Below are 20,977 nucleotides of genomic sequence, written 5' to 3' on the forward strand. Positions count from 1 at the left end.
CGCTCCCCGCTCCCGACCGCAGGAAGCCCCTCATGTGCCGGGCAGGGCGACCAGTTCATAGGCGTCCCACAGATCGCGTCCCGTGTAGGAATGGGTCGCAAGTCCGGCCAGGTGGGCATCCGCATTGACCGCACCGAAACCGGTACGGCAGCGAAAAGATCCTTGTCGGACATGGAGTCGCCGTACGCCACGCAGTCCGCCCGTGCGACTCCGAACTCCCCGCAGAGCCGGTCCGCGATGGTCACCTTGGCCGCGGCGCTGAGCGCTCCGGACGGATCGACGGGCTCGGTGAACGGCACGGCCGGGAAGCGGGAGCCATGCGCCGCGTGAGCACCCCAGTCGAGAAGACGTTCCACGAAGAAGGACGGCGAGAGTGACACCACCGCGCAGTATTCGCCCGCGTTTCTGATCTCCACCCAGACCTCACGGATGCGGGCCAGCCAAGGTGCCCCCTCGAATGCGGCGCTGACATGCGCCTCGGTCAGATCGGCCCATAGGTCGTACACCTGCGCCGCGTATTCCGGCGGACCGATCCGCCCCTCCGCCATCGCCCGATCCAGTGCCACGGTCTCCGCTTCCAACCCCAACTGACGGGAAATCTCCACTGGTGCGGTGCTTCCGTGCAGCAACGTGCCGTCAAGATCGAAGAGATGAAGTCTCGCCATGGCCTGGAGGCTAACCGGCTACCGGTGTTTCACGTGAAACACCGGCTGCTGTCCACGGGCTGTGCATATGGCCACGGCATGGCCAAAAGCACATGTGTCTACGTCGAAACAGCTGGACGCCGAGGGCGCCGGTCGGCCAGCCTGACCTGCGTGTCGACTCCTTCCCTCGCCGCTCTGCCCATCCGTCGCCTGACGCTTCGCGATCTCGCCGCCTGCGCCGACTTGTCCGAAGACCGGGGGTGGCCACGCGAGGAACACAAGTGGGGGTTCCTCCTCGCGGCCGGAAAGGGCTTCGGCATCGACGATCCCCAGGGCGGTCTTGTCGCCGCGTGCGTCGTCACGGAGTACGGCTCGTGGGACCGTACCGATCTCTGCGCCATCGGCATGGTTCTGGTGGCCGAACGCCATGCCCGTCAGGGCATCGGGCGCCGCTTGATGCGCCATGTCGTCTCGACCATGGGGACCACCCCGCTCACCCTGCACGCCACGCCCAACGGCCGTCCTCTGTACGAGGAACTGGGGTTCAAGGTGACAGGCCGGGCGGAGATGCTGACGGGCCGCTTCTCTCCCGGCGGGCCGGAAAGCGGCGTGCTGACCCGAACGGCCACCGCCGAGGACCTTCCCGCGATCCTGAGGCTCGACGAGGAGGTCTTCGGTGCCGACCGCACTCCCCTGATCACCCGGCTGCCCGCCTTCGCCGACCAGTTGCGGGTAGCCGTGGAGGACGGCCGCGTCATCGGCTACACGGCCGCGTGGCCCAATATGGACACCCACGTCGTCGGCCCGCTGATCGCCCGGGACACCGCGACCGCCCAGGCTCTCATCACCTCGCTGGCGGCCGGCACGGACCGTCCGCTGCGCACCGACATCGACGTGCGCCATGAGGAGCTGCTGGCCTGGGCGAAGGGGCGAGGGCTGGCTTCCGTGGCCTTCAACGCGGTGATGACGTACGGCATCACGGAGCTACCGGGGGACTGGACCCGGCGGTTCGCTCCCCTGACCGTGGCCGCGGGCTGAGCCTTCGTACGACGAGCCCCGGCCCCGCCGCGTCGTGCGAGGGGGCCGGGGCTGGGGCCGCGTGATCAGGTGAGCGCCCGCACGGCTGCGGCGGCGAAACCGTGGTCCTGTTCCGGCGCACCGCCGCCGACACCGATCGCACCGATCAGCCGGCCGTCCCGGTGGACGGGCACACCGCCCGCGATGAACAGCAGGGGCCGGTCGAGGGCCGTGGGCAGGGTGTGGAACAGGCCACCGGGCTGGACGGCGTCGACCAGGTCGGCGGTGGGAGCGTTCAGCTGGAGTGCGGTGTAGGCCTTGCGCGTACTGGTCTCTCCGGAGATCAGCACGGCCCGGTCGTCCCGGCGGAAGGCGAGCAGATGGCCGCCGGCGTCCAGGACGGTGACGCTGACCGTGACTCCGTCGCCCTCGGCCGCGCGGCGGGCCGTGGCGACGAGCAGTTCGGCGTCCTCGATGGACAGCGGGGCGACGGCGGTGGTGCTCATGGACGTTCTCTCCTCGGGTATTGCTCAGATGGGTGGCTTGCCGGAGCGGCGGGGCGTCCCCCGGCACGGAGACCGGTGGCGTAGGGGAAGTGAGGCGCCCCGGGGTCCCGGAGGCTCAGTGGTGGACCGGCGTCTGCTGCCCAGCGGGCGTCCCGGAGGCGACCAGGGTGCTGCGGGCGCCGTCACGCCGCTCCAGCGCCGCCGAGAGGACGGCGAGGACCAGGGCGGCCGCTGCGAGAGCGGCACCGACCCAGTCGGGGGAGGTGTAGCCGAAGCCGGCCGCGATCACGATGCCGCCGAGCCAGGCGGACAGCGCGTTGCCCAGGTTGAAGGCTCCGATGTTCACGGCCGACGCGAGCGTCGGGGCTCCGTGCGCCTGATCGAGCACGCGCTTCTGCAGCGGCGGTACGGTCGCGAAGCCCAGGGCGCCGATCAGGGCGATCGTCACGGCCGCCGAGATCTTGTCGTGAGCGGTGAGCGTGAAGAGAGCCAGGACGAGGGCCAGGGCGCCCAGGGAGACGTACAGCATCGGCATCAGGGCCCGGTCGGCGAACTTGCCGCCGATGAGGTTGCCGCCGACCATGCCGAGGCCGAACAGGACCAGCAGCCAGGTGACCGAGCCGTCGGCGAAGCCGGCGACGTGGGTCATCATCGGCGCGATGTAGGTGATGGCCGCGAAGACGCCGCCGAAACCGAGAACGGTCATCGCCATGGCGAGCAGGACCTGGGCGTTCTTGAAGGCGGCCAGTTCGTGCCGCAGACGCACCCCCTGGGGCCGCGGCATCTCCGGCACCAGCTGGGCGACGCCCGCGAGGCCGACGACCCCGAGAGCGGCGACGATGCCGAAGGTGACGCGCCAGCCGACGTGCTGGCCGATGAGCGTGCCGAGCGGAACGCCTACGACATTGGCGACGGTCAGGCCGGTGAACATCATGGCGATGGCGCCGGCCTTCTTGTCGGGCGCCACCAGCTCGGCGGCCACGACCGACCCGATGCCGAAGAAGGCACCGTGCGCGAGGGAGGCGACCACGCGTCCGAGCAGCATGATCGCGAAGGTGGGTGCCACGGCGGAGAGCAGGTTTCCGGCGATGAAGAGGCCCATCAGCAGCATCAGCATCCGCTTGCGCGAGACCTTGGTGCCGAGCACGGTCATCAGTGGTGCGCCGATGACCACACCGAGCGCGTAGCCCGTCACCAGCAGGCCCGCGGTGGGGATGGAGATCCCGAAGTCGTCCGCGACCTGGGGCAGCAAGCCCATGATCACAAACTCCGTCGTTCCGATTCCGAAGGCCCCGATCGCGAGGGCCAGAAGCGCGAGAGGCATGGAGGGAGACACCTTCCCAGACGATTGCAGGAGCGCTTTGCGTGCGTTCACAATAGTTGCAGACGCTGGTTAATTGCAAGCGCGCACTATTTCGGTCCTGCCCTATCCTTGATTGCAGCCACTCCGGGACGGAGGAAACGCTCATGACAGCGACGGACCCCGCGCTCACCGCCCTCGCACAGGGCTGGTGCGCTCTCTCTGCGCTGCACGGAAGGATCGAGGCGCACATCGAGCGCGCGCTGCAGGCACAGCACGACCTGAGCGTGCGCGAGTACTCCCTGCTCGATGTGCTGAGCCGTCAGCACGACGGCGAGGGTGGCCATCTGCAGATGAAGCAGGTTGCCGACGCGGTCGTTCTCAGCCAGAGCGCCACCACGCGCCTGGTGACCCGGCTGGAGGACCGCGGACTACTGGAGCGCTACCTCTGCCCCACCGACCGGCGCGGTATCTACACCAACGTCACGGAGGCGGGCCTGAGGCTGCTGGAGGAGGCGCGGCCGACCAATGACGCAGCCCTGCGTCGGGCTCTGGACGAAGCGTCCAGGAACCCCGAACTGGCCCCACTCGTCCGGGTCGTGGAGTCCCTGAACGTACCGGCATAGGGTGCGCGCATGGGAGATCTTGAAATACGGCGTGCGACGGTCGCCGACCTTCCGGCGATCGTCGCGATGCTCGCCGACGATCCACTGGGTGCCCAGCGCGAGTCCCCCGATGACATGTCCCCCTACCGGACCGCGCTGGAACGACTCGACGCCGATCCGAACCAGCATCTCGTCGTCGCCGTCCGTGAAGACCGCGTGATCGGAACCCTCCAGCTCACGATCATTCCGGGACTTTCCCACAAGGGAGCGACCCGCGCACTGATCGAGGCCGTACGCATCCACACCGACGAACGGGGCAGCGGGCTGGGCAGCCTGCTGGTCGAGTGGGCGATCGACACGTCCCGGCGGCTCAACTGCCGGATGGTGCAGCTGACGTCCGACAAGACACGCACCGACGCCCACCGCTTCTACGAACGGCTCGGCTTCAGTGCCACGCACGAAGGCTTCAAACTGCGGCTCTGACAACCGCAGGCCGCAAGGCGGTGGGGTGTGTTTCACGTGAAACACACCGCACCGTTCAGGGCCTAGCGGACGCCGCGCCACCCCTCCGGGTCCACTCCACCCGGGATCGGCGCCTCAGGGTCGTACGGCTGCCGCGTGAACACGAATGAACCGAGGTCGAGGTGGCTCACAGCCCCGTCCGGACGCCGTACGGGCCGCAGCAGCTCTCCGGCGAAGTAGCCGTCCAACCCCGTCCAGGTGCCGTCACCGTTCGAGCGGAAGCGAGCCCGCCGGCCACTGCCGGTCAACGGGCCGAGCGCGAGCAGACCGTCAGCATTCACCCGCAGGCCGAAGGCGTTGGTCCCCCAGTACCACTGGCCGGCCAGGTCCAGGACCGCCGGGTCGACCTCGCGCAGCGGCCGCCAGGGTTCCGGGATCCGCGGCTCCGCCTCCGCGACGATCCGGACGAGGTCCGCACCAACGCCTCCGAGCAGCGGTCCGCTCGTGCAGTTGGCGAGCACCACTGCCGCCACGTCGTCCTCCACACAGATGGTGAGGTTCGCCAGGAAGCCCGGCAGCGAACCGGAGTGCCCGACGAGAAGTCGGCCGTCACGGCGCTGGATCTGCATTCCGAGGCCGTAGGTGGCCCCGTCCAGCACATCCGCCGTCTCCGCGGGCGCCGCAGGCGTGCGCATCTGCCGCACCGACTCCGCACTCAGCACCTGGTCGTCGCCCGCGGCCAGAAACGCGGCGAACCGCGCCAGGTCCCCCGTGGTCGACCACAACTGACCGGCCGGAGCCATCCTGCCCAGATCCTCCAGCGGCTCCGGCAACATCGCGTCCGCCCACGGATGCACGGCCCATCCGCCGGCGTGCGGGGCCTCAGGTTGCGTACTCGTGCGGTGCAGACCGAGCGGCTCGAGGATCTCGCTGCGCAGAACTTCCTCCCAGGGAGCGCCACGCACCTCCTCCACCAGCGCTCCGAGCACCGTGTAACCGGGGTTGGAGTAGTGGTGCCGTCGGCCGACCGGGTGCAGCAGGGGCTGTTCGCCGAGCACATTGGTCAGTTCCGGACGGAGGGTGCCCGGGGTGCGCTCCCACCAGGGGGCGGGCGACTCGGCCGCCAGCCCCGCGGTGTGGGCGAGCAGGTCCGCGATCGTCGCCTCGCCCGCGCCGGTACCCGGGAGATGCTTCTCCAGGAGATCACCGAGGTCGAGCAGGCCCTCGTCGCGCAGCCGCATCACCAGGACGGCCGTGAAGGTCTTGGTGATGGATCCGATCCGGTACTGCACGTTCTCGTCCGGACCGTGGCCGTCCACCGAGGTTCGCGCCCCGTGCCACACGGCCCGGCCGCCCCGGACGACGGCCGCGACCAGCGACGGCGACCGTCCTTCGGCCTGTGCGACGGCGATCCGGTGCAGCAGGGCTCGCCGGGTCGTGGGCAGCAGCTCTTCCTGAGGTGTCGTCATGGGCCCAGTGTCCACCGGGTGGAGCACCGGCCGTCCAGTTCATTGCGCGGACGGCCTCCGAGGAGCACGACGCGCTCGGACAGGCTGACCGTCCGAGCGCCCGGGATCACCTGGTGGGGCGATCAGGTCTGGGCCATGTCCACGAAGCGGGAGTAGTGGCCCTGGAAGGCGACCGTGATCGTGGCGGTGGGACCGTTTCGGTGCTTGGCCACGATCAGGTCGGCCTCGCCCGCACGCGGCGACTCCTTCTCGTAGGCGTCCTCGCGGTGCAGCAGGATCACCATGTCGGCGTCCTGCTCGATGGAGCCGGACTCACGCAGGTCGGAGACCATCGGCTTCTTGTCGGTGCGCTGCTCGGGACCACGGTTGAGCTGCGAGAGCGCGATGACCGGGATCTCCAGCTCCTTGGCGAGCAGCTTGAGGTTACGGGACATGTCCGAGACCTCCTGCTGACGGCTCTCGGCACGCTTGGAACCGCCGGACTGCATCAGCTGGAGATAGTCGATGACGACCAGCTTCAGGTCGTTGCGCTGCTTCAGGCGCCTGCACTTGGCGCGGATCTCCATCATCGACAGGTTGGGAGAGTCGTCGATGTAGAGCGGTGCTGCCGAGACGTCCGGCATACGGCGGGCGAGCCTGGTCCAGTCCTCGTCGGTCATCGTGCCGGACCGCATGTGGTGCAGTGCCACCCGGGCCTCGGCGGACAGCAGACGCATCGCGATCTCATTGCGGCCCATTTCGAGCGAGAAGATGACACTCGGGAGGTTGTTCTTGATCGAGGCGGCCCGCGCGAAGTCCAGCGCGAGCGTCGACTTACCCATGGCGGGGCGGGCCGCGATGACGATCATCTGGCCCGGGTGCAGACCGTTCGTCAGCGAATCGAAGTCGGTGAAGCCGGTCGGCACACCGGTCATCTCGCCGCTGCGCGAGCCGATCGCCTCGATCTCGTCGAGGGCGCCCTCCATGATGTCGCCGAGCGGCAGATAGTCCTCGCTGGTGCGCTGCTCGGTGACGGCGTAGATCTCGGCCTGGGCGCGGTTGACGATCTCGTCCACGTCACCGTCGGCCGCGTATCCCATCTGCGTGATGCGCGTACCGGCTTCGACCAGGCGGCGCAGCACGGCCCGCTCATGGACGATCTCGGCGTAGTACTCGGCGTTGGCCGCCGTGGGCACGGTCTGGACGAGACTGTGCAGATACGCGGCCCCGCCGACCTTGTTGATCTCGCCGCGCTTGGTGAGTTCGGCAGCGATGGTGATCGGGTCGGCCGGCTCACCCTTTGCGTAGACGTCCAGGATCGCCTGGTAGATCGTCTCGTGCGCGGGCTTGTAGAAGTCGTGACCCTTGAGGATCTCCACGACGTCGGCGATGGCGTCCTTCGACAGCAGCATGCCGCCCAGCACCGACTGCTCGGCGTCCAGGTCCTGTGGCGGCACCCGCTCGAAGGAGGAGCCCCCGCTGTCCCAGGAGTCGTTCTCCCGGCCCCGGTCGTGCTGCTCCTCACGGCTCCGGCCACCGCCGTCACTGCGTCGCCGGGAGGCCGGCAGACGATCACTGGGCCCGGCATCGGCCCACGGATCGTCCAAGGGCTCGGAAATGCTCACCGAGCCACCTCCTCCCCGTCCGCAGGGCGGACCTCGCCGTGTCCTCTGTTGTACGGCACGGCACTGACAAATGAGAGGCCCAACTCCGGTTCCGGCGCGTCGGATTTGTGACGATTCCAGGGCCGAGGGAAGGACGCTTTCCAGGCCTGGGGAAGGAGTGGGCGCCGGACCACGGTAGGCCCGTCGGCACCGTCAGCCAATCTGGTTATCCACAGGCCATGTGGACGACGGCCCCGATGCTGTGGAGAACTCGCCGAAACCTGTGCACGACCCGGTGGACAGCCCTGTGAACAAGCCCTCCCTCTCCTTCCCCGAATCGCGCTGACCTGCAACTTTACCGTCCACCGGCTGTGCAGAAGAAAAACTTCCCCAGTCGGACCAAGATCGCGTCGAACGGTGCACCGAAGGACACACCCGGAGAACTGAGGTAAGGGTCACTAAGTCATTGCATCACTTACCTGTGGACGATTAGATTAGTGCTCATGACACAGGCTCCCGCGATACCCGAGGTCACCCGTCGGCGGCACGACAGAGAGATCATCGCGCTGGCCGTCCCGGCCTTCGGCGCCCTCGTCGCCGAGCCTCTCTTCGTCATGGCGGACAGCGCCATCGTCGGCCATCTCGGGACCGCTCAGCTCGCCGGCCTCGGCGTTGCCTCGGCCCTCCTCACCACCGCGGTGAGCGTCTTCGTCTTCCTCGCTTACGCGACCACCGCCGCCGTGGCCCGGCGCGTCGGCGCCGGCGATCTGCAAGCGGCCATTCGCCAGGGCATGGACGGCATCTGGCTGGCACTGCTGCTCGGCATCACCGTCATCGCCGTCGTGTTTCCGCTGGCACCCGGCATCGTGGACCTCTTCGGTGCCTCCACGACCGCGGCACCGTACGCCACGACATATCTGCGCATCTCCTCACTGGGCATCCCGGCCATGCTCATCGTCCTCGCCGCTTCGGGTGTGCTCCGCGGACTGCAGGACACCAGGACGCCGCTCTACGTCGCCGGCGCAGGCTTCATAGCCAACGGCGCACTCAATGCAGGACTCGTCTACGGCGCCGGGCTCGGCATCGCCGGTTCAGCGTGGGGCACGGTCATCGCTCAGTGCGGTATGGCAGCGGTCTATCTGACGGTGGTCGTCCGCGGAGCCCGTCGGCACGAGGCCTCGCTTCGCCCGGATGCCGCCGGCATCCGGGCCTCGGCTCAGGCAGGCGTTCCGCTCCTGGTCCGCACGCTGTCGCTACGGGCGATCCTGATGATCGCGACGGCGGTCGCGGCACATCTGGGCGACGCCGACATCGCCGCCCACCAGATCATCCTGTCCCTGTGGACCCTACTGGCCTTCGCTCTCGACGCGATAGCGATCGCTGGTCAGGCCATCATCGGCCGGTATCTCGGCGCGGAGGACGCCCAAGGAGCGCGTGAGGCCTGCCGCCGCATGGTCCAGTGGGGCATTGCGACCGGAGTGATACTCGGCCTGCTCGTGGTGGCCACCCGGCCGCTCTTCCTGCCACTGTTCACCAACGACCCCGTGGTCAAGGACGCGGCACTGCCCGCACTGCTGATGGTGGCGCTCTCACAACCCGTCTGCGGCATCGTCTTCGTGTTGGACGGGGTACTGATGGGCGCGGGTGACGGACCGTATCTGGCCTGGGCGATGGTCGTCACCCTGGCGGTGTTCGCTCCCCTCGCCCTCCTCGTCCCCACGTTCGGCGGCGGTCTCACCACGCTGTGGACTGCGATGACACTCATGATGGCTGTCCGCATGCTGACCCTGTGGCTACGCGCCCGCTCCGGTCGTTGGATCGTCACAGGAGCCACTCGCTGACCGTTTCACGTGGAACAAGCCGGCTGTCGTGTTTCACGTGAAACAGCAGTCCTCCTCCATCTTGTGCCTGTGCGAGTCCCACCCGGCCCATGCGAAAGGGACCGCGCCCGTGAAGGCGCGGCCCCTTTCAGAGCTGCTCAAGCAGAGCGCAGCGATCAGGCCGCGATGACCTCGATGTTGACCTTGGCGGCAACCTCGGGGTGCAGACGCACGGACGTCTCGTGGGCGCCCAGGGTCTTGATCGGGGCGGACAGCTCGATGCGGCGCTTGTCGACCTCGGGGCCACCGGAAGCCTTGATCGCGGACGCGATGTCGGCCGGGGTGACGGAACCGAAGAGACGACCGGCGTCGCCGGAGCGGACGGCCAGGCGGACCTTCACGCCCTCGAGCTGGGCCTTGACCTGGTTGGCCTGCTCGATGGTCTGGATCTCGTGGATCTTGCGAGCACGACGGATCTGCTCGACGTCCTTCTCGCCACCCTTGGTCCAGCGGATAGCGAACTTCCGCGGGATCAGGTAGTTGCGAGCGTAACCGTCCTTGACGTCGACAACGTCGCCAGCGGCACCGAGGCCAGTGACCTCGTGGGTGAGGATGATCTTCATGTCTCAGTCACCCTTCCCTTAGCGCGCGGTGGACGTGTAGGGCAGCAGCGCCATCTCACGGCTGTTCTTGACGGCCGTGGCGACGTCACGCTGGTGCTGCGTGCAGTTGCCGGTCACGCGGCGGGCACGGATCTTGCCGCGGTCGGAAATGAACTTCCGCAGCATGTTCGTGTCCTTGTAGTCCACGTACGTGACCTTGTCCTTGCAGAAAGCGCAGACCTTCTTCTTCGGCTTGCGCACAGGCGGCTTCGCCATGGTGTTTCTCCTGTGTGATCAAGAAGTTGGGGTACGACCCGCCCTTGGTCCGAGGACCTAGAAGGGGGGCTCGTCCGAGTAGCCGCCACCGCCGCCGGAGCCTCCGCCCCAGCTGCCGCCACCCTGCTGGCCGCCACCGGCGGGAGCGCCGGTCGCCCACGGGTCGTCGGCCGGAGCGCCGCCGCCCTGCTGGCCGCCACCGGAGCCACCGCCCCAGCCGCCGCCCTGCTGGCCGCCACCGCCGCCGTAACCACCCTGGCCACCGCGGCCGCCACCGGCGGTCTTGGTGACCTTGGCCGTGGCGTTGCGCAGGCTGGGGCCGACTTCCTCGACGTCCAGCTCGTAGACCGTGCGCTTGACGCCCTCACGGTCCTCGTAGGACCGCTGCTTCAGCCGGCCCTGCACGATGACGCGCATGCCTCGCTGGAGCGATTCGGCGACGTTCTCCGCCGCCTGACGCCAGACCGAGCAGGTCAGGAACAGGCTCTCGCCGTCCTTCCACTCGTTCGTCTGACGGTCGAAGGTGCGGGGAGTGGACGCGACGCGGAACTTCGCGACCGCCGCACCGGACGGGGTGAAGCGCAGCTCGGGGTCGTCGACAAGATTGCCGATGACCGTGATGACGGTCTCGCCTGCCATGGGGGAACCTCTCGGCGGGTTTGCTGCTGGCTGCTTGCTGCTACTCGAATCCCGAGATCAGCTGAGCGGGAGGGCTCAGTGGGTCTCGGGGCGGAGGACCTTGGTCCGGAGGACCGACTCGTTCAGGTTCATCTGGCGGTCGAGCTCCTTGACGACCGCAGGCTCGGCCTGCAGGTCGATGACCGAGTAGATGCCCTCGGGCTTCTTCTTGATCTCGTAGGCGAGACGACGACGGCCCCAGGTGTCGACCTTCTCAACCTTGCCGCCGCCGTCACGGACGACGGACAGGAAGTTCTCGATCAGCGGGGAGACCGAACGCTCCTCGAGATCGGGGTCGAGGATGACCATCACCTCGTAGTGACGCATGTGGAACCCACCTCCTTTGGACTCAGCGGCCACGGTCGTTCCGTGGCAGGAGGGTTGTGATGCGTACGCAACGGTATCGGCCGCCACTGACAATCGGGGGTCCTGAGGGATCCCGCAGTGTTACCTGGGCAGGCGTGGGCAGACACCAGTGCAGACGGTACAGACTACCCGCACACCCGCTTCCGGTTGAAATCCGGGCGGGAAGGCCGTCACCCTGTACACGTCGGGTGTGTACGGCGCTACTATGCGCCGCCTTCCGCAGGAGGTGCCCATGGCACAGACAATGCATCCCAACGTCGCCGGTTCCCTCTTCGCCACGGACGGCAAGGCCCGTCCGCTTCAGGACACCCTGATGGCGGTGACCTTCGTCCTCGGCGTGCTGTCCTTCGTCACGTCGTTCTTCCCCGGCCTCCACCTGCTCAGCTCGTGGACAGGGCTGGTGGGTCTCGCCGTCGGCATCTACGGACAGTGGATCTCGGTGACCACTCGGGAGCGCTTCGTTCTGATCCTGGGCCTCGGCGCTGCGGGAGTAGGTTTCCTGATCAGCATGGCGCACGGCGGACTGTTCGGCGGAATCATCGGAAGCTGACCGCCGGACGACGTCCGCACCACGCCTTTTCGAACACCGCGAACCGCCCCGGTCGCCCGTCCGGCCGGGGCTAAGGCCCGTACGCCCAGTCAGGGCGTTCGCAAGGCGCAGTAGGCTTCGGCGCGAGAGCCGGAGCCCCTGTACCCATGGGGACACACCAGCCCGAGGAGCGCCCCGACATGAGCCTGACCCTGAGGACCATCAGCCGCGAGCAACATCTGGCCTACATCCAGAGCCTGCCGTCGGCGAGCCACATGCAGGTCCCGGCCTGGGCCGATGTGAAGGCGGAGTGGCGCTCGGAGAACCTCGGCTGGTTCGACGAGCGCACCGGCGAGATGGTCGGTGCGGGCCTGGTCCTCTACCGCCAGCTGCCCAAGATCAAGCGCTATCTCGCCTATCTCCCCGAGGGCCCGGTCATCAACTGGTTCGCGCCGAATCTGGACGACTGGATCCAGCCGATGCTGGCGCACCTGAAGCAGCAGGGCGCCTTCTCCGTGAAGATGGGCCCGCCGGTGATCATCCGCCGCTGGAACGCGGAAACGATCAAGAAGGGCATCCAGGACCAGGACGTGAAGCGTCTGCGCGACATGGAGGCCGACTTCATCGAGCCGCGCGCGTTCGAGGTGGCCGACAAGCTGCGCCGTATGGGCTGGCAGCAGGGCGAGGACGGCGGCGCCGGTTTCGGCGACGTGCAGCCGCGCTATGTCTTCCAGGTGCCGCTGGCCAACCGGTCCCTGGAAGAGGTCCACAAGAACTTCAACCAGCTGTGGCGCCGCAACATCAAGAAGGCCGAGAAGGCCGGCGTCGAGGTCGTCCAGGGCGGCTACCAGGACCTGGCCGAGTGGCAGCGGCTGTACGAGATCACGGCGGTGCGCGACCACTTCCGGCCCCGCCCGCTGTCGTACTTCCAGCGCATGTGGACGGCCCTCAACACCGAGGACCCCAACCGGATGCGGCTGTACTTCGCCCGCCACAACGGCGTGAACCTGTCCGCAGCGACGATGCTGATCGTCGGCGGACACGTCTGGTACTCCTACGGTGCCTCCGACAACATCGGCCGTGAGGTCCGGCCCTCGAACGCGATGCAGTGGCGGATGCTGCGCGACGCCTACGCGCTCGGCGGCACCGTCTACGACCTGCGCGGCATCTCCGACTCGCTGGACGAGACGGACCACCTCTTCGGTCTGATCCAGTTCAAGGTCGGCACCGGCGGGCAGGCCGCCGAGTACCTCGGCGAGTGGGACTTCCCACTGAACAAGCTGCTCCACAAGGCCCTCGACATCTACATGTCGCGACGCTGAGCCCGGGCGTTTGATTCCATAGGCTCCACAGCGTTCACACCTCTGATTCACCGCAGCCACGAGAAAGGTTCCAGGTCCGGCCATGGCGCTCACGCTCTACGTCGACACCGCGCGCTGGCGGGCGCACCACAAGCACGTGCACGAGCAGTTCCCGGGTCTGGTCCCGGTCTGCAAGGGCAACGGCTACGGCTTCGGGCACGAACGGCTGGCGGAGGAGGCCACGCGGCTGGGCGCGGACCTGCTCGCGGTCGGCACGACGTACGAGGCCGCGCGCATCAAGGACTTCTTCAGCGGTGACCTGCTGGTGCTGACGCCGTACCGGCGCGGCGAGGAGCCCGTGCCGCTGCCCGACCGGGTGGTGCGCTCCGTGTCGTCGGTCGACGGTGTGTACGGCCTCGTCGGGGCGCGGGTCGTCATCGAGGTGATGTCCTCGATGAAGCGCCACGGCATCAGCGAGCAGGACCTGCCCCAGCTGCACCAGGCCATCGAGAACGTCCGGCTGGAGGGCTTCGCCATCCATCTGCCGCTGGACCGCACCGACGGTTCGGACGCCGTCGAGGAGGTCATCGGCTGGATGGACCGGCTGCGCGCGGCCCGGCTGCCGCTGCACACGATGTTCGTCAGCCACCTCAAGGCCGATGAACTGGCCCGGCTGCAGCAGCAGTTCCCGCAGACACGGTTCCGCGCCCGCATCGGCACTCGGCTGTGGCTGGGGGACCACGAGGCGACCGAGTATCGCGGTGCCGTCCTGGACGTCACGCGCGTGGCCAAGGGCGACCGGTTCGGCTACCGGCAGCAGAAGGCAGCCTCCGACGGCTACCTGGTGGTCGTGGCGGGCGGAACGTCGCACGGCGTGGGCCTGGAGGCCCCGAAGGCCCTGCACGGCGTCATGCCGCGCGCCAAGGGCGTCGCACGGGCCGGCCTCGCCACGGTCAACCGGAACCTTTCTCCGTTCGTCTGGGGCGGCAAGCAGCGCTGGTTCGCCGAGCCGCCGCACATGCAGGTGTCGATCCTGTTCGTTCCGTCAGACGCCCCGGAGCCGCAGGTCGGCGACGAGCTGGTGGCCCATCTGCGGCACACCACCACGCAGTTCGACCGGCTCGTGGACCGCTGAGCCGAACCGGAACGGCGAGAGGCCGTACACGCAGGTGCGTGTACGGCCTTCTTCATGGTCTTCCGCCGACCTGTTCGCTCAGAGCGAACGGTCCTCGGGAGACGGCGGGACGGGCCTGCCCCAGTCCACCTGAGAGCCCTCGAAGGGGGCGGCGTGCCGCGGTGGATGGGCTGCCGCGCCGAACACGAAGACGTCCGGCGCGCCGTCGAGCACCCCACCCGACGGGTCGTCGTCGCCCGACCGGCGCACCACGTCCCGCTCCGGCATGAGGATGTCCCGCACGACGACGGCGCACAGGTACAGCGTGCCCACCAGGTGCAGCACGATCGCCCATTGGTAGCCGTGCGTGGGCAGACCCTTGTGGGCTTCTCCGCTGGTCGTGTAGGCGAGATACATCCAGATGCCCAGGAAGTACGCCACCTCGCAGGCCTGCCAGATCAGGAAGTCACGCCACTTGGGCCGGGCCAGGACCGCCAGTGGTACCAGCCACAGGACGTACTGCGGTGAGTAGACCTTGTTGGTGAGGATGAACGCCGCCACCATCAGGAAGGCCAGCTGCGCGAAGCGCGGCCTGCGCGGGGCGGTGAAGGTCAGCGCGGCGATGCCGAGGAAGCACAGCACCACCAGCACCAGGGCAGCGGTGTTCACGAAGCCGATTCCGGGCGGGTTGCTGGAGTTCTGCGCCCAGACCAGCCAGAAGGACCCGAAGTCGACGCCCCGTTCCTGGCTGAACGTGTAGAACTTCGACCAGCCCTGGAAGGCGAAGAGCATCACCGGCGCGTTCACCACGAGCCAGGCGATCCCCGCCCCGCCCACGGCCTGGGTGTACTCCCGCCACTTGCCGGCCCGCCAGCACAGCACGAACAGCGGGGCGAGCAGGAAGACGGGGTAGAGCTTGGCGGCCGTGGCGAGGCCCAGGAGAACGCCGAAGGCGACGGGACGGCTCCGGGACCACATCAGCATCGCGGCGGCCGTGAGCGCCACGGCCAGCAGGTCCCAGTTGATGGTCGCGGTGAGCACGAAGGCGGGTGCCAGGGCGACCAGCAGACCGTCCCAGGGGCGCCGGCGGTGGGTGCGGGCCACACAGACCGCGATGACGGCCGCGCAGGCCATCAGCATCCCGGCGTTGACGAACCAGTACCACTGCTCCTGGCGCTGGATGCTGCCGCTGTGCGGGGTCAGCCAGGACGCCACCTCCATGAACACGCCGGTCAGCACCGGGTATTCGAGGTAGTCCATGTCGCCCGAGAGCTTGTCGAAGTACGGCACGAGATGATCGGCGAACCCACGCCCCTGGTAGAGGTGCGGGATGTCCGAGTAGCAGGCATGCGTGTACTGACTGCTCGCGCCGAAGAACCAGGCACTGTGATAGCAGGGCGCCTTCTGGACCAGGCCGAGAGCGAACATGCCGATCGCCACGAGCGCGACGACCCGTACGGGGGTCCACCAGGAGGTCGCGAGCAGGGCGCGCCGCCCCAGCGGACCGCCGATCAGCTCACTGCCTGCCCGGGCGATCTCGTCCTCACTGGTCGGCCGCACCGGTTCTGCCGTGGCGGGCCGCACGGGTTCGGGCTCGTGCATGCTCGCGGGCGTCATCTCTGCACTGGGCATGGGCCACATCCTGCCGTACCTGTCTAGGAAAGCGCCGAGGGCCGCCGCACCTCGTAGGTGCGGCGGCCCATGTTTCACGTGAAACACCCGCGGCGGGCGAAATGGCCGCCAACCGGTCGGTGGCGGCGGCTAGCCGGTCGGGCCTGCGAAGATGCCGCCGTTGCCGTTGCCGTTGCCTCGCGTGTTTCCGCCGGTCCCGGTCGTGTCGGTGACGCTGGGTGTCGGAGAGGTACCTCCGTCCACACCACCCGTGTCCGTGCCACCGTTGCCGTTGCCGTTTCCGTTGCAGGCGTTGCCCCAACTCCACTGGCAGGTGTCGCTCGCCGACGGGGACGGGGACGGGGACGTGTCGCTGGGCGACGGGCTCGGTGAGTCGCTCGGCGTCGGGCTCGGCGTGATGCTGACGGTCGGGGTCGGCGACGGGGCACCGGCCTCGTCCTGGACCTTGCCGATCTCGGTGGCGTCCGGGAAGCCCGGGTCGTTCTGGCCCCTCAGTGCGGCCTTCATGTACTCGGTCCACACCGACGTCGGGATATCACCACCATGGATCGACGGGACGCCGGCCGTGCCGTTCATGGACAGCAGCTCGTGGTCCTTCGGGTTCTCACGGAACATCGCCACCGATGTGGACAGCTGCTGGGTGTAGCCGACGAACCAGGCCGACTTGTTGCTGTCGGTGGTACCGGTCTTGCCCGCCGCCGTACGGCCCAGAGCCTTGGCGTTCTTACCCGTACCGTTCTGGATCACGTTCTGCAGGACGTCTGTGACGTTGTTCGCCACGTTGGCCGACATGGCCGTGGTGACCTGCGGCTTCGTGAAGCCCTGCATCTCCTCGCCGTCCTTCTTCACGGAGGTCACCGAGTACGGGTCCGCATGCTTGCCGGACGCTGCGAAGGTCGCGTACGCGTCGGCCATGCGGATGGCGCTCGGGGTCGAGGTACCGATGGCGAAGGACGGGTTGAGCGTGGAGAAGCTGTTCTTCAGGATGCCGGACGCCTGGGCGAGGTCACGGACGTGCGTCAACCCCACATCCATGCCGAGCTGGACGAACGGAGTGTTGACGGACTGCTCCATCGCCTTGCGCAGCGTGATGTAGCCCCACTGGTGCTCGCTCTCGTTGCGCTGGTAGAAGACCGAGCCGTCCTTCTTCAGAACCGGGCTGCCATCCTGGTTGAGCACCTTGAGGTGGTCGTTGCCGTTGTACTTGCTCAGCGGGGAAATGCCCTGCCCCTCGGACCTGTAGGTCCCGTCCTCCATAGCCGCGGCGAGGACGAACGGCTTCCACGTCGAACCGACCGGGACACCGGAGGTGTCGGCGTTGTTCGTGAAGTGGCCGTTCTCGTAGCCGTCACCGCCGTAGAGGGCGACGATCGCGCCGTTGTTGGGCCGCACCGACGCCGCACCGAACTGGACGTACTTGTCCAGGTCGCGGCGCTTCGGATCGATCCGCTCCTTCTGGATCTTCTTCACGGCCGCGCTCAGCTCGTTGACCTTGTTCTTGTCGAAGGTCGTCTTGATCTGGTAGCCGCCCCGGTCGAAATCCGCCTCCGTGATGTCGGAGTGGGCGAGGACGTACTTCTTCGCCGTGTCGACCAGGTAGCTGATCTGGCCGGTCATCCCCTTGGTCGCCTTGCGGCCGTCGGGCATGGGGTACTTGGCGATGGCTTTCTGGAAGTCGGAGTCGCTCAGGTGGTGATCGTTGTGCATCTGCTCGAGGATCCACTTCCAGCGTTCCTGCGAGCGTTGTTTGTTGGCCGTCGCGGTCGCCGAGGCGTCGAGGTCCGCGTTGCCGGCCGGGTCGAAGTACGTCGGGCCCTTGAGCAGGGCCGCGAGGACCGCGCACTGGCTCGGCGTCAGGTCCACCGCGTTCTTGCCGTAGTACGTCTGCGCAGCCGCCTGGATGCCGTACGCGCCTCGGCCGAAGTACGAGGTGTTCAGGTACCCCTGCAGGATCTGGCTCTTCTTGAGCTTCGTCCCCACCTTGATGGAGATGAACAGTTCCTTGAACTTACGGGTGACGGTCTGCTGCTGGCTCAGATAGGTGTTCTTGACGTACTGCTGGGTGATCGTGGAACCACCCTGGGTCTGGCCGCCCCGCGCCATGTTGACCACGGCGCGCGCGATACCCATGGGGTCGACGCCCGAGTCCTGGTAGAAACTCTTGTTCTCGGCCGAGATCACGGCCCACTGCATGGCATCGGGAATCTGGTCGATGCTGACGTTCTGCCGGTTGACGCCCGTGCCCGTGGCCACCATCTGCTTGCCGTCGGCCCAGTAGTAGACGTTGTTCTGGGACTTGGCGGCATCGTTCTCGTTGGGGATCGAGACCATCGCGTAGCTGACGCCGACCAGCGCCACCAGGCTCCCGACGAAGCCGATGAAGAGCCCGGAGACAAGCTTCCAGGAGGGCACCCAGCGGCGCCAGCCGTACCTTCCGGCACGGGGGTAGTCGATCAGCCGCTTCTTGCCGGGTGCGGTCGACGCACGGCCCCTGCCGCGCCCGGGACCGGTCGGGCCGCCGGGAGCGCCGCGCCGGCCGCCCGGGCCGGCGTTGTCCACGCCTCTGCGGCGACTGCCTCTCTGCGCCGCCCGGCGGGCCTCGGCACGGCCACTGTAGGGACGCTCGTCACCTTCTGGCCCCTTGGCACCCGACCCATAGGAACTGGACCCATAGGAGTCGGCTGGGGACCCGGTGGCGCCCCGCGGTGCCGCACGGCGACCGGAGGCCGAGCCGGACGGGTCGCGTCGGGCCGCGGCACGTCCGCCTCCCTGCGGCTGCGGCGGTTTGCGACGGTGCTCGCTCATCGAACGATTACTCCTCGGGCAGGCGCACCCTTGCGCGCCTGGAACGGCGGCTGGTTTCCGGTCCCCCCGAAGTACGGATGTGGTCGGTTCTGCATTCACCCGTACTGCACCGGGGACGACGACGCTCCCCGGGCGTCACGCGGTTCCCGGTGGTGTGCATGCCGCACAGACTACGCATCCCCAAAACCTGCCGAGCCCTGAAGTTCACCCCAAAAAGTGCAACCTGCATCGTATGAATCGGTGATGTGATCCCGTTCACCACCGCCACTCTTGTCGCCTGCGGAAGGCCGTTCTATCGTCGTGATGTATCGAGTCGATACATCAGCGCGAGATAAAGACGCTGAGAGGTACTGCGAGACCCGCGGGAGCGATCAGCGGGACCGAGAGGAGGCGACGATGAGCCGACGTTCCGGCATCCTCGAGTTCGCCGTGCTCGGCCTGCTGCGCGAGTCCCCGATGCACGGCTATGAGCTGCGCAAACGGCTCAACACCTCCCTGGGTGTGTTCCGGGCGTTCAGCTACGGGACCCTGTATCCCTGCCTCAAGACGCTGGTCACCAACGGCTGGTTGATCGAGGAACCGGGCAGCACGCACGAGGACGCCCTCGCCGCTCCGCTCGCCGGACGCCGCGCCAAGATCGTCTATCGGCTGACGGCGGAAGGGAAGGAGCACTTCGAGGACCTGCTCTCGCAGACCGGCCCCGACGCGTATGAGGACGAGCACTTCGCCGCACGCTTCGCCTTCTTCGGGCAGACGTCGCGCGATGTGCGCATGCGCGTCCTGGAGGGCCGCCGCAGCCGTCTGGAGGAGCGCCTGGAGAAGATGCGCGCCTCTCTGGCGCGCACTCGGGAGCGCCTCGACGACTACACACTTGAGCTCCAGCGCCACGGGATGGAGTCCGTGGAACGCGAAGTGCGCTGGCTGAACGAGCTCATCGAGAGCGAGCGGGCCGGACGGGACCTGCGGGGTTCCGTGTCCGGGGGGTCCGCTCAGCAGGACACCACCACTGGATCGACGGGCGGCCTGCCCCGTCCCGGGGACACCCCCCGGACGGATACGCCCGGCGACACCGCCACGTGAGTCCCAATCAGGGACTCACTCGTACACACAGGGAGCAACCGGAATGGGTTCGGTTCGCGTAGCCATCGTCGGCGTGGGCAACTGCGCTGCGTCGCTGGTGCAGGGAGTCGAGTACTACAAGGACGCCGACGCGGCGTCGAAGGTCCCCGGCCTGATGCACGTGCAGTTCGGTGACTACCACGTGCGCGACATCGAGTTCGTCGCCGCGTTCGACGTGGACGCCAAGAAGGTCGGCCTCGACCTCGCGGACGCGATCGGCGCCTCCGAGAACAACACCATCAAGATCTGCGACGTGCCCACCTCCGGTGTCACCGTCCAGCGCGGCCACACCCTCGACGGCCTCGGCAAGTACTACCGCGAGACCATCGAGGAGTCCGACGCCGAGCCGGTCGACGTCGTCCAGGTCCTGAAGGACAAGCAGGTCGACGTCCTGGTCTGCTACCTGCCGGTCGGCTCCGAGGACGCGGCGAAGTTCTACGCCCAGTGCGCCATCGACGCCAAGGTCGCCTTCGTCAACGCCCTCCCGGTCTTCATCGCCGGCACCAAGGAGTGGGCGGACAAGTTCACCGAGGCCGGTGTGCCGATCGTCGGTGACGACATCAAGTCCCAGGTCGGCGCCACCATCACGCACCGCGTCATGGCGAAGCTGTTCGAGGACCGCGGTGTCATCCTCGACCGCACGATGCAGCTGAACGTCGGCGGCAACATGGACTTCAAGAACATGCTCGAGCGTGAGCGCCTGGAGTCCAAGAAGATCTCGAAGACGCAGGCCGTCACCTCCCAGATCCCCGACCGGGACCTCGGCGAGAAGAACGTCCACATCGGCCCGTCCGACTACGTGGCCTGGCTGGACGACCGCAAGTGGGCCTACGTCCGCCTCGAGGGCCGTGCCTTCGGTGACGTCCCGCTGAACCTGGAGTACAAGCTCGAGGTCTGGGACTCCCCGAACTCCGCGGGTGTCATCATCGACGCCCTGCGCGCCGCGAAGATCGCCAAGGACCGCGGCATCGGCGGCCCGATCCTGTCGGCCTCCTCGTACTTCATGAAGTCCCCGCCGGTCCAGTACTTCGACGACGAGGCCCGCGAGAACGTCGAGAAGTTCATCCGCGGCGAGGTCGAGCGCTGAGGCCCTGAGGGCAATCGCTCGCGCCAGAACGCTCCTGCCAGGGCTGTGAAGGTCCCCGGGTT

General features: G+C 67.8%; 19 protein-coding genes and 1 pseudogene. 9 read left to right on the forward strand and 11 right to left on the reverse strand.

All coding sequences use genetic code 11. The features are described from left to right. Positions 1-30: 30 nt before the first annotated feature. A pseudogene (locus ACWC94_RS06115) lies at positions 31-665 on the reverse strand (HAD family hydrolase). Positions 666-815: 150 nt separating this feature from the next. Between ACWC94_RS06115 and ACWC94_RS06120 the strand changes: the two are divergent. After that, on the forward strand, positions 816-1,682 hold the full coding sequence (locus ACWC94_RS06120) for a GNAT family N-acetyltransferase (RefSeq protein WP_450795179.1): 867 nt from the start codon (positions 816-818) through the stop codon (positions 1,680-1,682). A 65-nt stretch (positions 1,683-1,747) separates the two neighbouring features. Here ACWC94_RS06120 and ACWC94_RS06125 read toward each other — a convergent pair whose 3' ends face one another. Both ACWC94_RS06125 and ACWC94_RS06130 read right to left on the reverse strand, forming a co-directional pair. Next, positions 1,748-2,167, reverse strand: a complete 420-nt coding sequence (locus tag ACWC94_RS06125; protein ID WP_450795180.1) for a GlcG/HbpS family heme-binding protein — start codon at positions 2,165-2,167, stop codon at positions 1,748-1,750. A gap of 115 nt (positions 2,168-2,282) precedes the next feature. After that, positions 2,283-3,491, reverse strand: a complete 1,209-nt coding sequence (locus tag ACWC94_RS06130; RefSeq protein WP_450795181.1) for an MFS transporter — start codon at positions 3,489-3,491, stop codon at positions 2,283-2,285. A 143-nt stretch (positions 3,492-3,634) separates the two neighbouring features. On the opposite strand from ACWC94_RS06130, the gene ACWC94_RS06135 reads away from it, so the two are divergent. Both ACWC94_RS06135 and ACWC94_RS06140 read left to right on the forward strand, forming a co-directional pair. Beyond that, entirely contained in the window at positions 3,635-4,093 is a 459-nt protein-coding gene (locus tag ACWC94_RS06135) for a MarR family winged helix-turn-helix transcriptional regulator (protein WP_450795182.1), read from the forward strand. Between the two features lie 9 nt (positions 4,094-4,102). Further along, positions 4,103-4,555, forward strand: a complete 453-nt coding sequence (locus ACWC94_RS06140) for a GNAT family N-acetyltransferase (protein WP_450795183.1) — start codon at positions 4,103-4,105, stop codon at positions 4,553-4,555. Between the two features lie 62 nt (positions 4,556-4,617). Here the strand turns inward: ACWC94_RS06140 and ACWC94_RS06145 are convergent, their stop codons facing one another. Continuing rightward, positions 4,618-6,003 (reverse strand): serine hydrolase domain-containing protein, encoded by a 1,386-nt coding sequence (locus ACWC94_RS06145; protein ID WP_450795184.1) that lies wholly within the window; start codon positions 6,001-6,003, stop codon positions 4,618-4,620. A 122-nt stretch (positions 6,004-6,125) separates the two neighbouring features. After that, positions 6,126-7,607, reverse strand: coding sequence for a replicative DNA helicase (gene dnaB / locus ACWC94_RS06150; RefSeq protein ID WP_450795185.1), 1,482 nt, complete (start codon positions 7,605-7,607; stop codon positions 6,126-6,128). Positions 7,608-8,089: 482 nt separating this feature from the next. Here dnaB and ACWC94_RS06155 point away from each other — a divergent pair, with 482 nt between their 5' ends. Next, entirely contained in the window at positions 8,090-9,427 is a 1,338-nt protein-coding gene (locus ACWC94_RS06155) for an MATE family efflux transporter (protein WP_450795186.1), read from the forward strand. A gap of 155 nt (positions 9,428-9,582) precedes the next feature. Here the strand turns inward: ACWC94_RS06155 and rplI are convergent, their stop codons facing one another. The 4 genes from rplI to rpsF form a co-directional block, all read right to left on the reverse strand. Continuing rightward, positions 9,583-10,029, reverse strand: a complete 447-nt coding sequence (gene rplI / locus ACWC94_RS06160; RefSeq protein WP_450795187.1) for a 50S ribosomal protein L9 — start codon at positions 10,027-10,029, stop codon at positions 9,583-9,585. Between the two features lie 18 nt (positions 10,030-10,047). Continuing rightward, the gene (gene rpsR / locus ACWC94_RS06165) at positions 10,048-10,284 is read right to left on the reverse strand and encodes a 30S ribosomal protein S18 (RefSeq protein WP_003949403.1); all 237 of its coding nucleotides are present in this window, start codon (positions 10,282-10,284) and stop codon (positions 10,048-10,050) included. 57 nt (positions 10,285-10,341) lie between these two features. Further along, positions 10,342-10,923, reverse strand: a complete 582-nt coding sequence (locus tag ACWC94_RS06170; RefSeq protein WP_450795188.1) for a single-stranded DNA-binding protein — start codon at positions 10,921-10,923, stop codon at positions 10,342-10,344. Between the two features lie 75 nt (positions 10,924-10,998). Continuing rightward, positions 10,999-11,289, reverse strand: a complete 291-nt coding sequence (gene rpsF / locus ACWC94_RS06175) for a 30S ribosomal protein S6 (RefSeq protein WP_009189556.1) — start codon at positions 11,287-11,289, stop codon at positions 10,999-11,001. A gap of 271 nt (positions 11,290-11,560) precedes the next feature. On the opposite strand from rpsF, the gene ACWC94_RS06180 reads away from it, so the two are divergent. The 3 genes from ACWC94_RS06180 to ACWC94_RS06190 all read left to right on the forward strand — a co-directional run bounded on the left by ACWC94_RS06180 (position 11,561) and on the right by ACWC94_RS06190 (position 14,293). Beyond that, the gene (locus tag ACWC94_RS06180) at positions 11,561-11,878 is read left to right on the forward strand and encodes a hypothetical protein (RefSeq protein ID WP_450795189.1); all 318 of its coding nucleotides are present in this window, start codon (positions 11,561-11,563) and stop codon (positions 11,876-11,878) included. A 179-nt stretch (positions 11,879-12,057) separates the two neighbouring features. Next, positions 12,058-13,179 (forward strand): peptidoglycan bridge formation glycyltransferase FemX, encoded by a 1,122-nt coding sequence (femX, locus tag ACWC94_RS06185; RefSeq protein WP_031164375.1) that lies wholly within the window; start codon positions 12,058-12,060, stop codon positions 13,177-13,179. A gap of 82 nt (positions 13,180-13,261) precedes the next feature. Continuing rightward, positions 13,262-14,293 (forward strand): alanine racemase, encoded by a 1,032-nt coding sequence (locus ACWC94_RS06190; protein WP_450795190.1) that lies wholly within the window; start codon positions 13,262-13,264, stop codon positions 14,291-14,293. 78 nt (positions 14,294-14,371) lie between these two features. On the opposite strand, the gene ACWC94_RS06195 is transcribed toward ACWC94_RS06190, so the two are convergent. Then, complete coding sequence (locus tag ACWC94_RS06195) at positions 14,372-15,904, reverse strand: glycosyltransferase family 87 protein (RefSeq protein WP_450795191.1); 1,533 nt, start codon at positions 15,902-15,904, stop codon at positions 14,372-14,374. A gap of 129 nt (positions 15,905-16,033) precedes the next feature. Further along, a complete protein-coding gene (locus ACWC94_RS06200; protein ID WP_450795192.1) occupies positions 16,034-18,709 on the reverse strand; it encodes a transglycosylase domain-containing protein in 2,676 nt (891 codons plus the stop codon). A 396-nt stretch (positions 18,710-19,105) separates the two neighbouring features. Here ACWC94_RS06200 and ACWC94_RS06205 point away from each other — a divergent pair, with 396 nt between their 5' ends. Beyond that, on the forward strand, positions 19,106-19,789 hold the full coding sequence (locus ACWC94_RS06205; RefSeq protein WP_450795193.1) for a helix-turn-helix transcriptional regulator: 684 nt from the start codon (positions 19,106-19,108) through the stop codon (positions 19,787-19,789). Positions 19,790-19,832: 43 nt separating this feature from the next. Then, the gene (locus ACWC94_RS06210) at positions 19,833-20,915 is read left to right on the forward strand and encodes an inositol-3-phosphate synthase (protein WP_450795195.1); all 1,083 of its coding nucleotides are present in this window, start codon (positions 19,833-19,835) and stop codon (positions 20,913-20,915) included. Positions 20,916-20,977 lie beyond the last annotated feature (62 nt).

Source organism: Streptomyces sp. NPDC001135 (assembly GCF_053598395.1).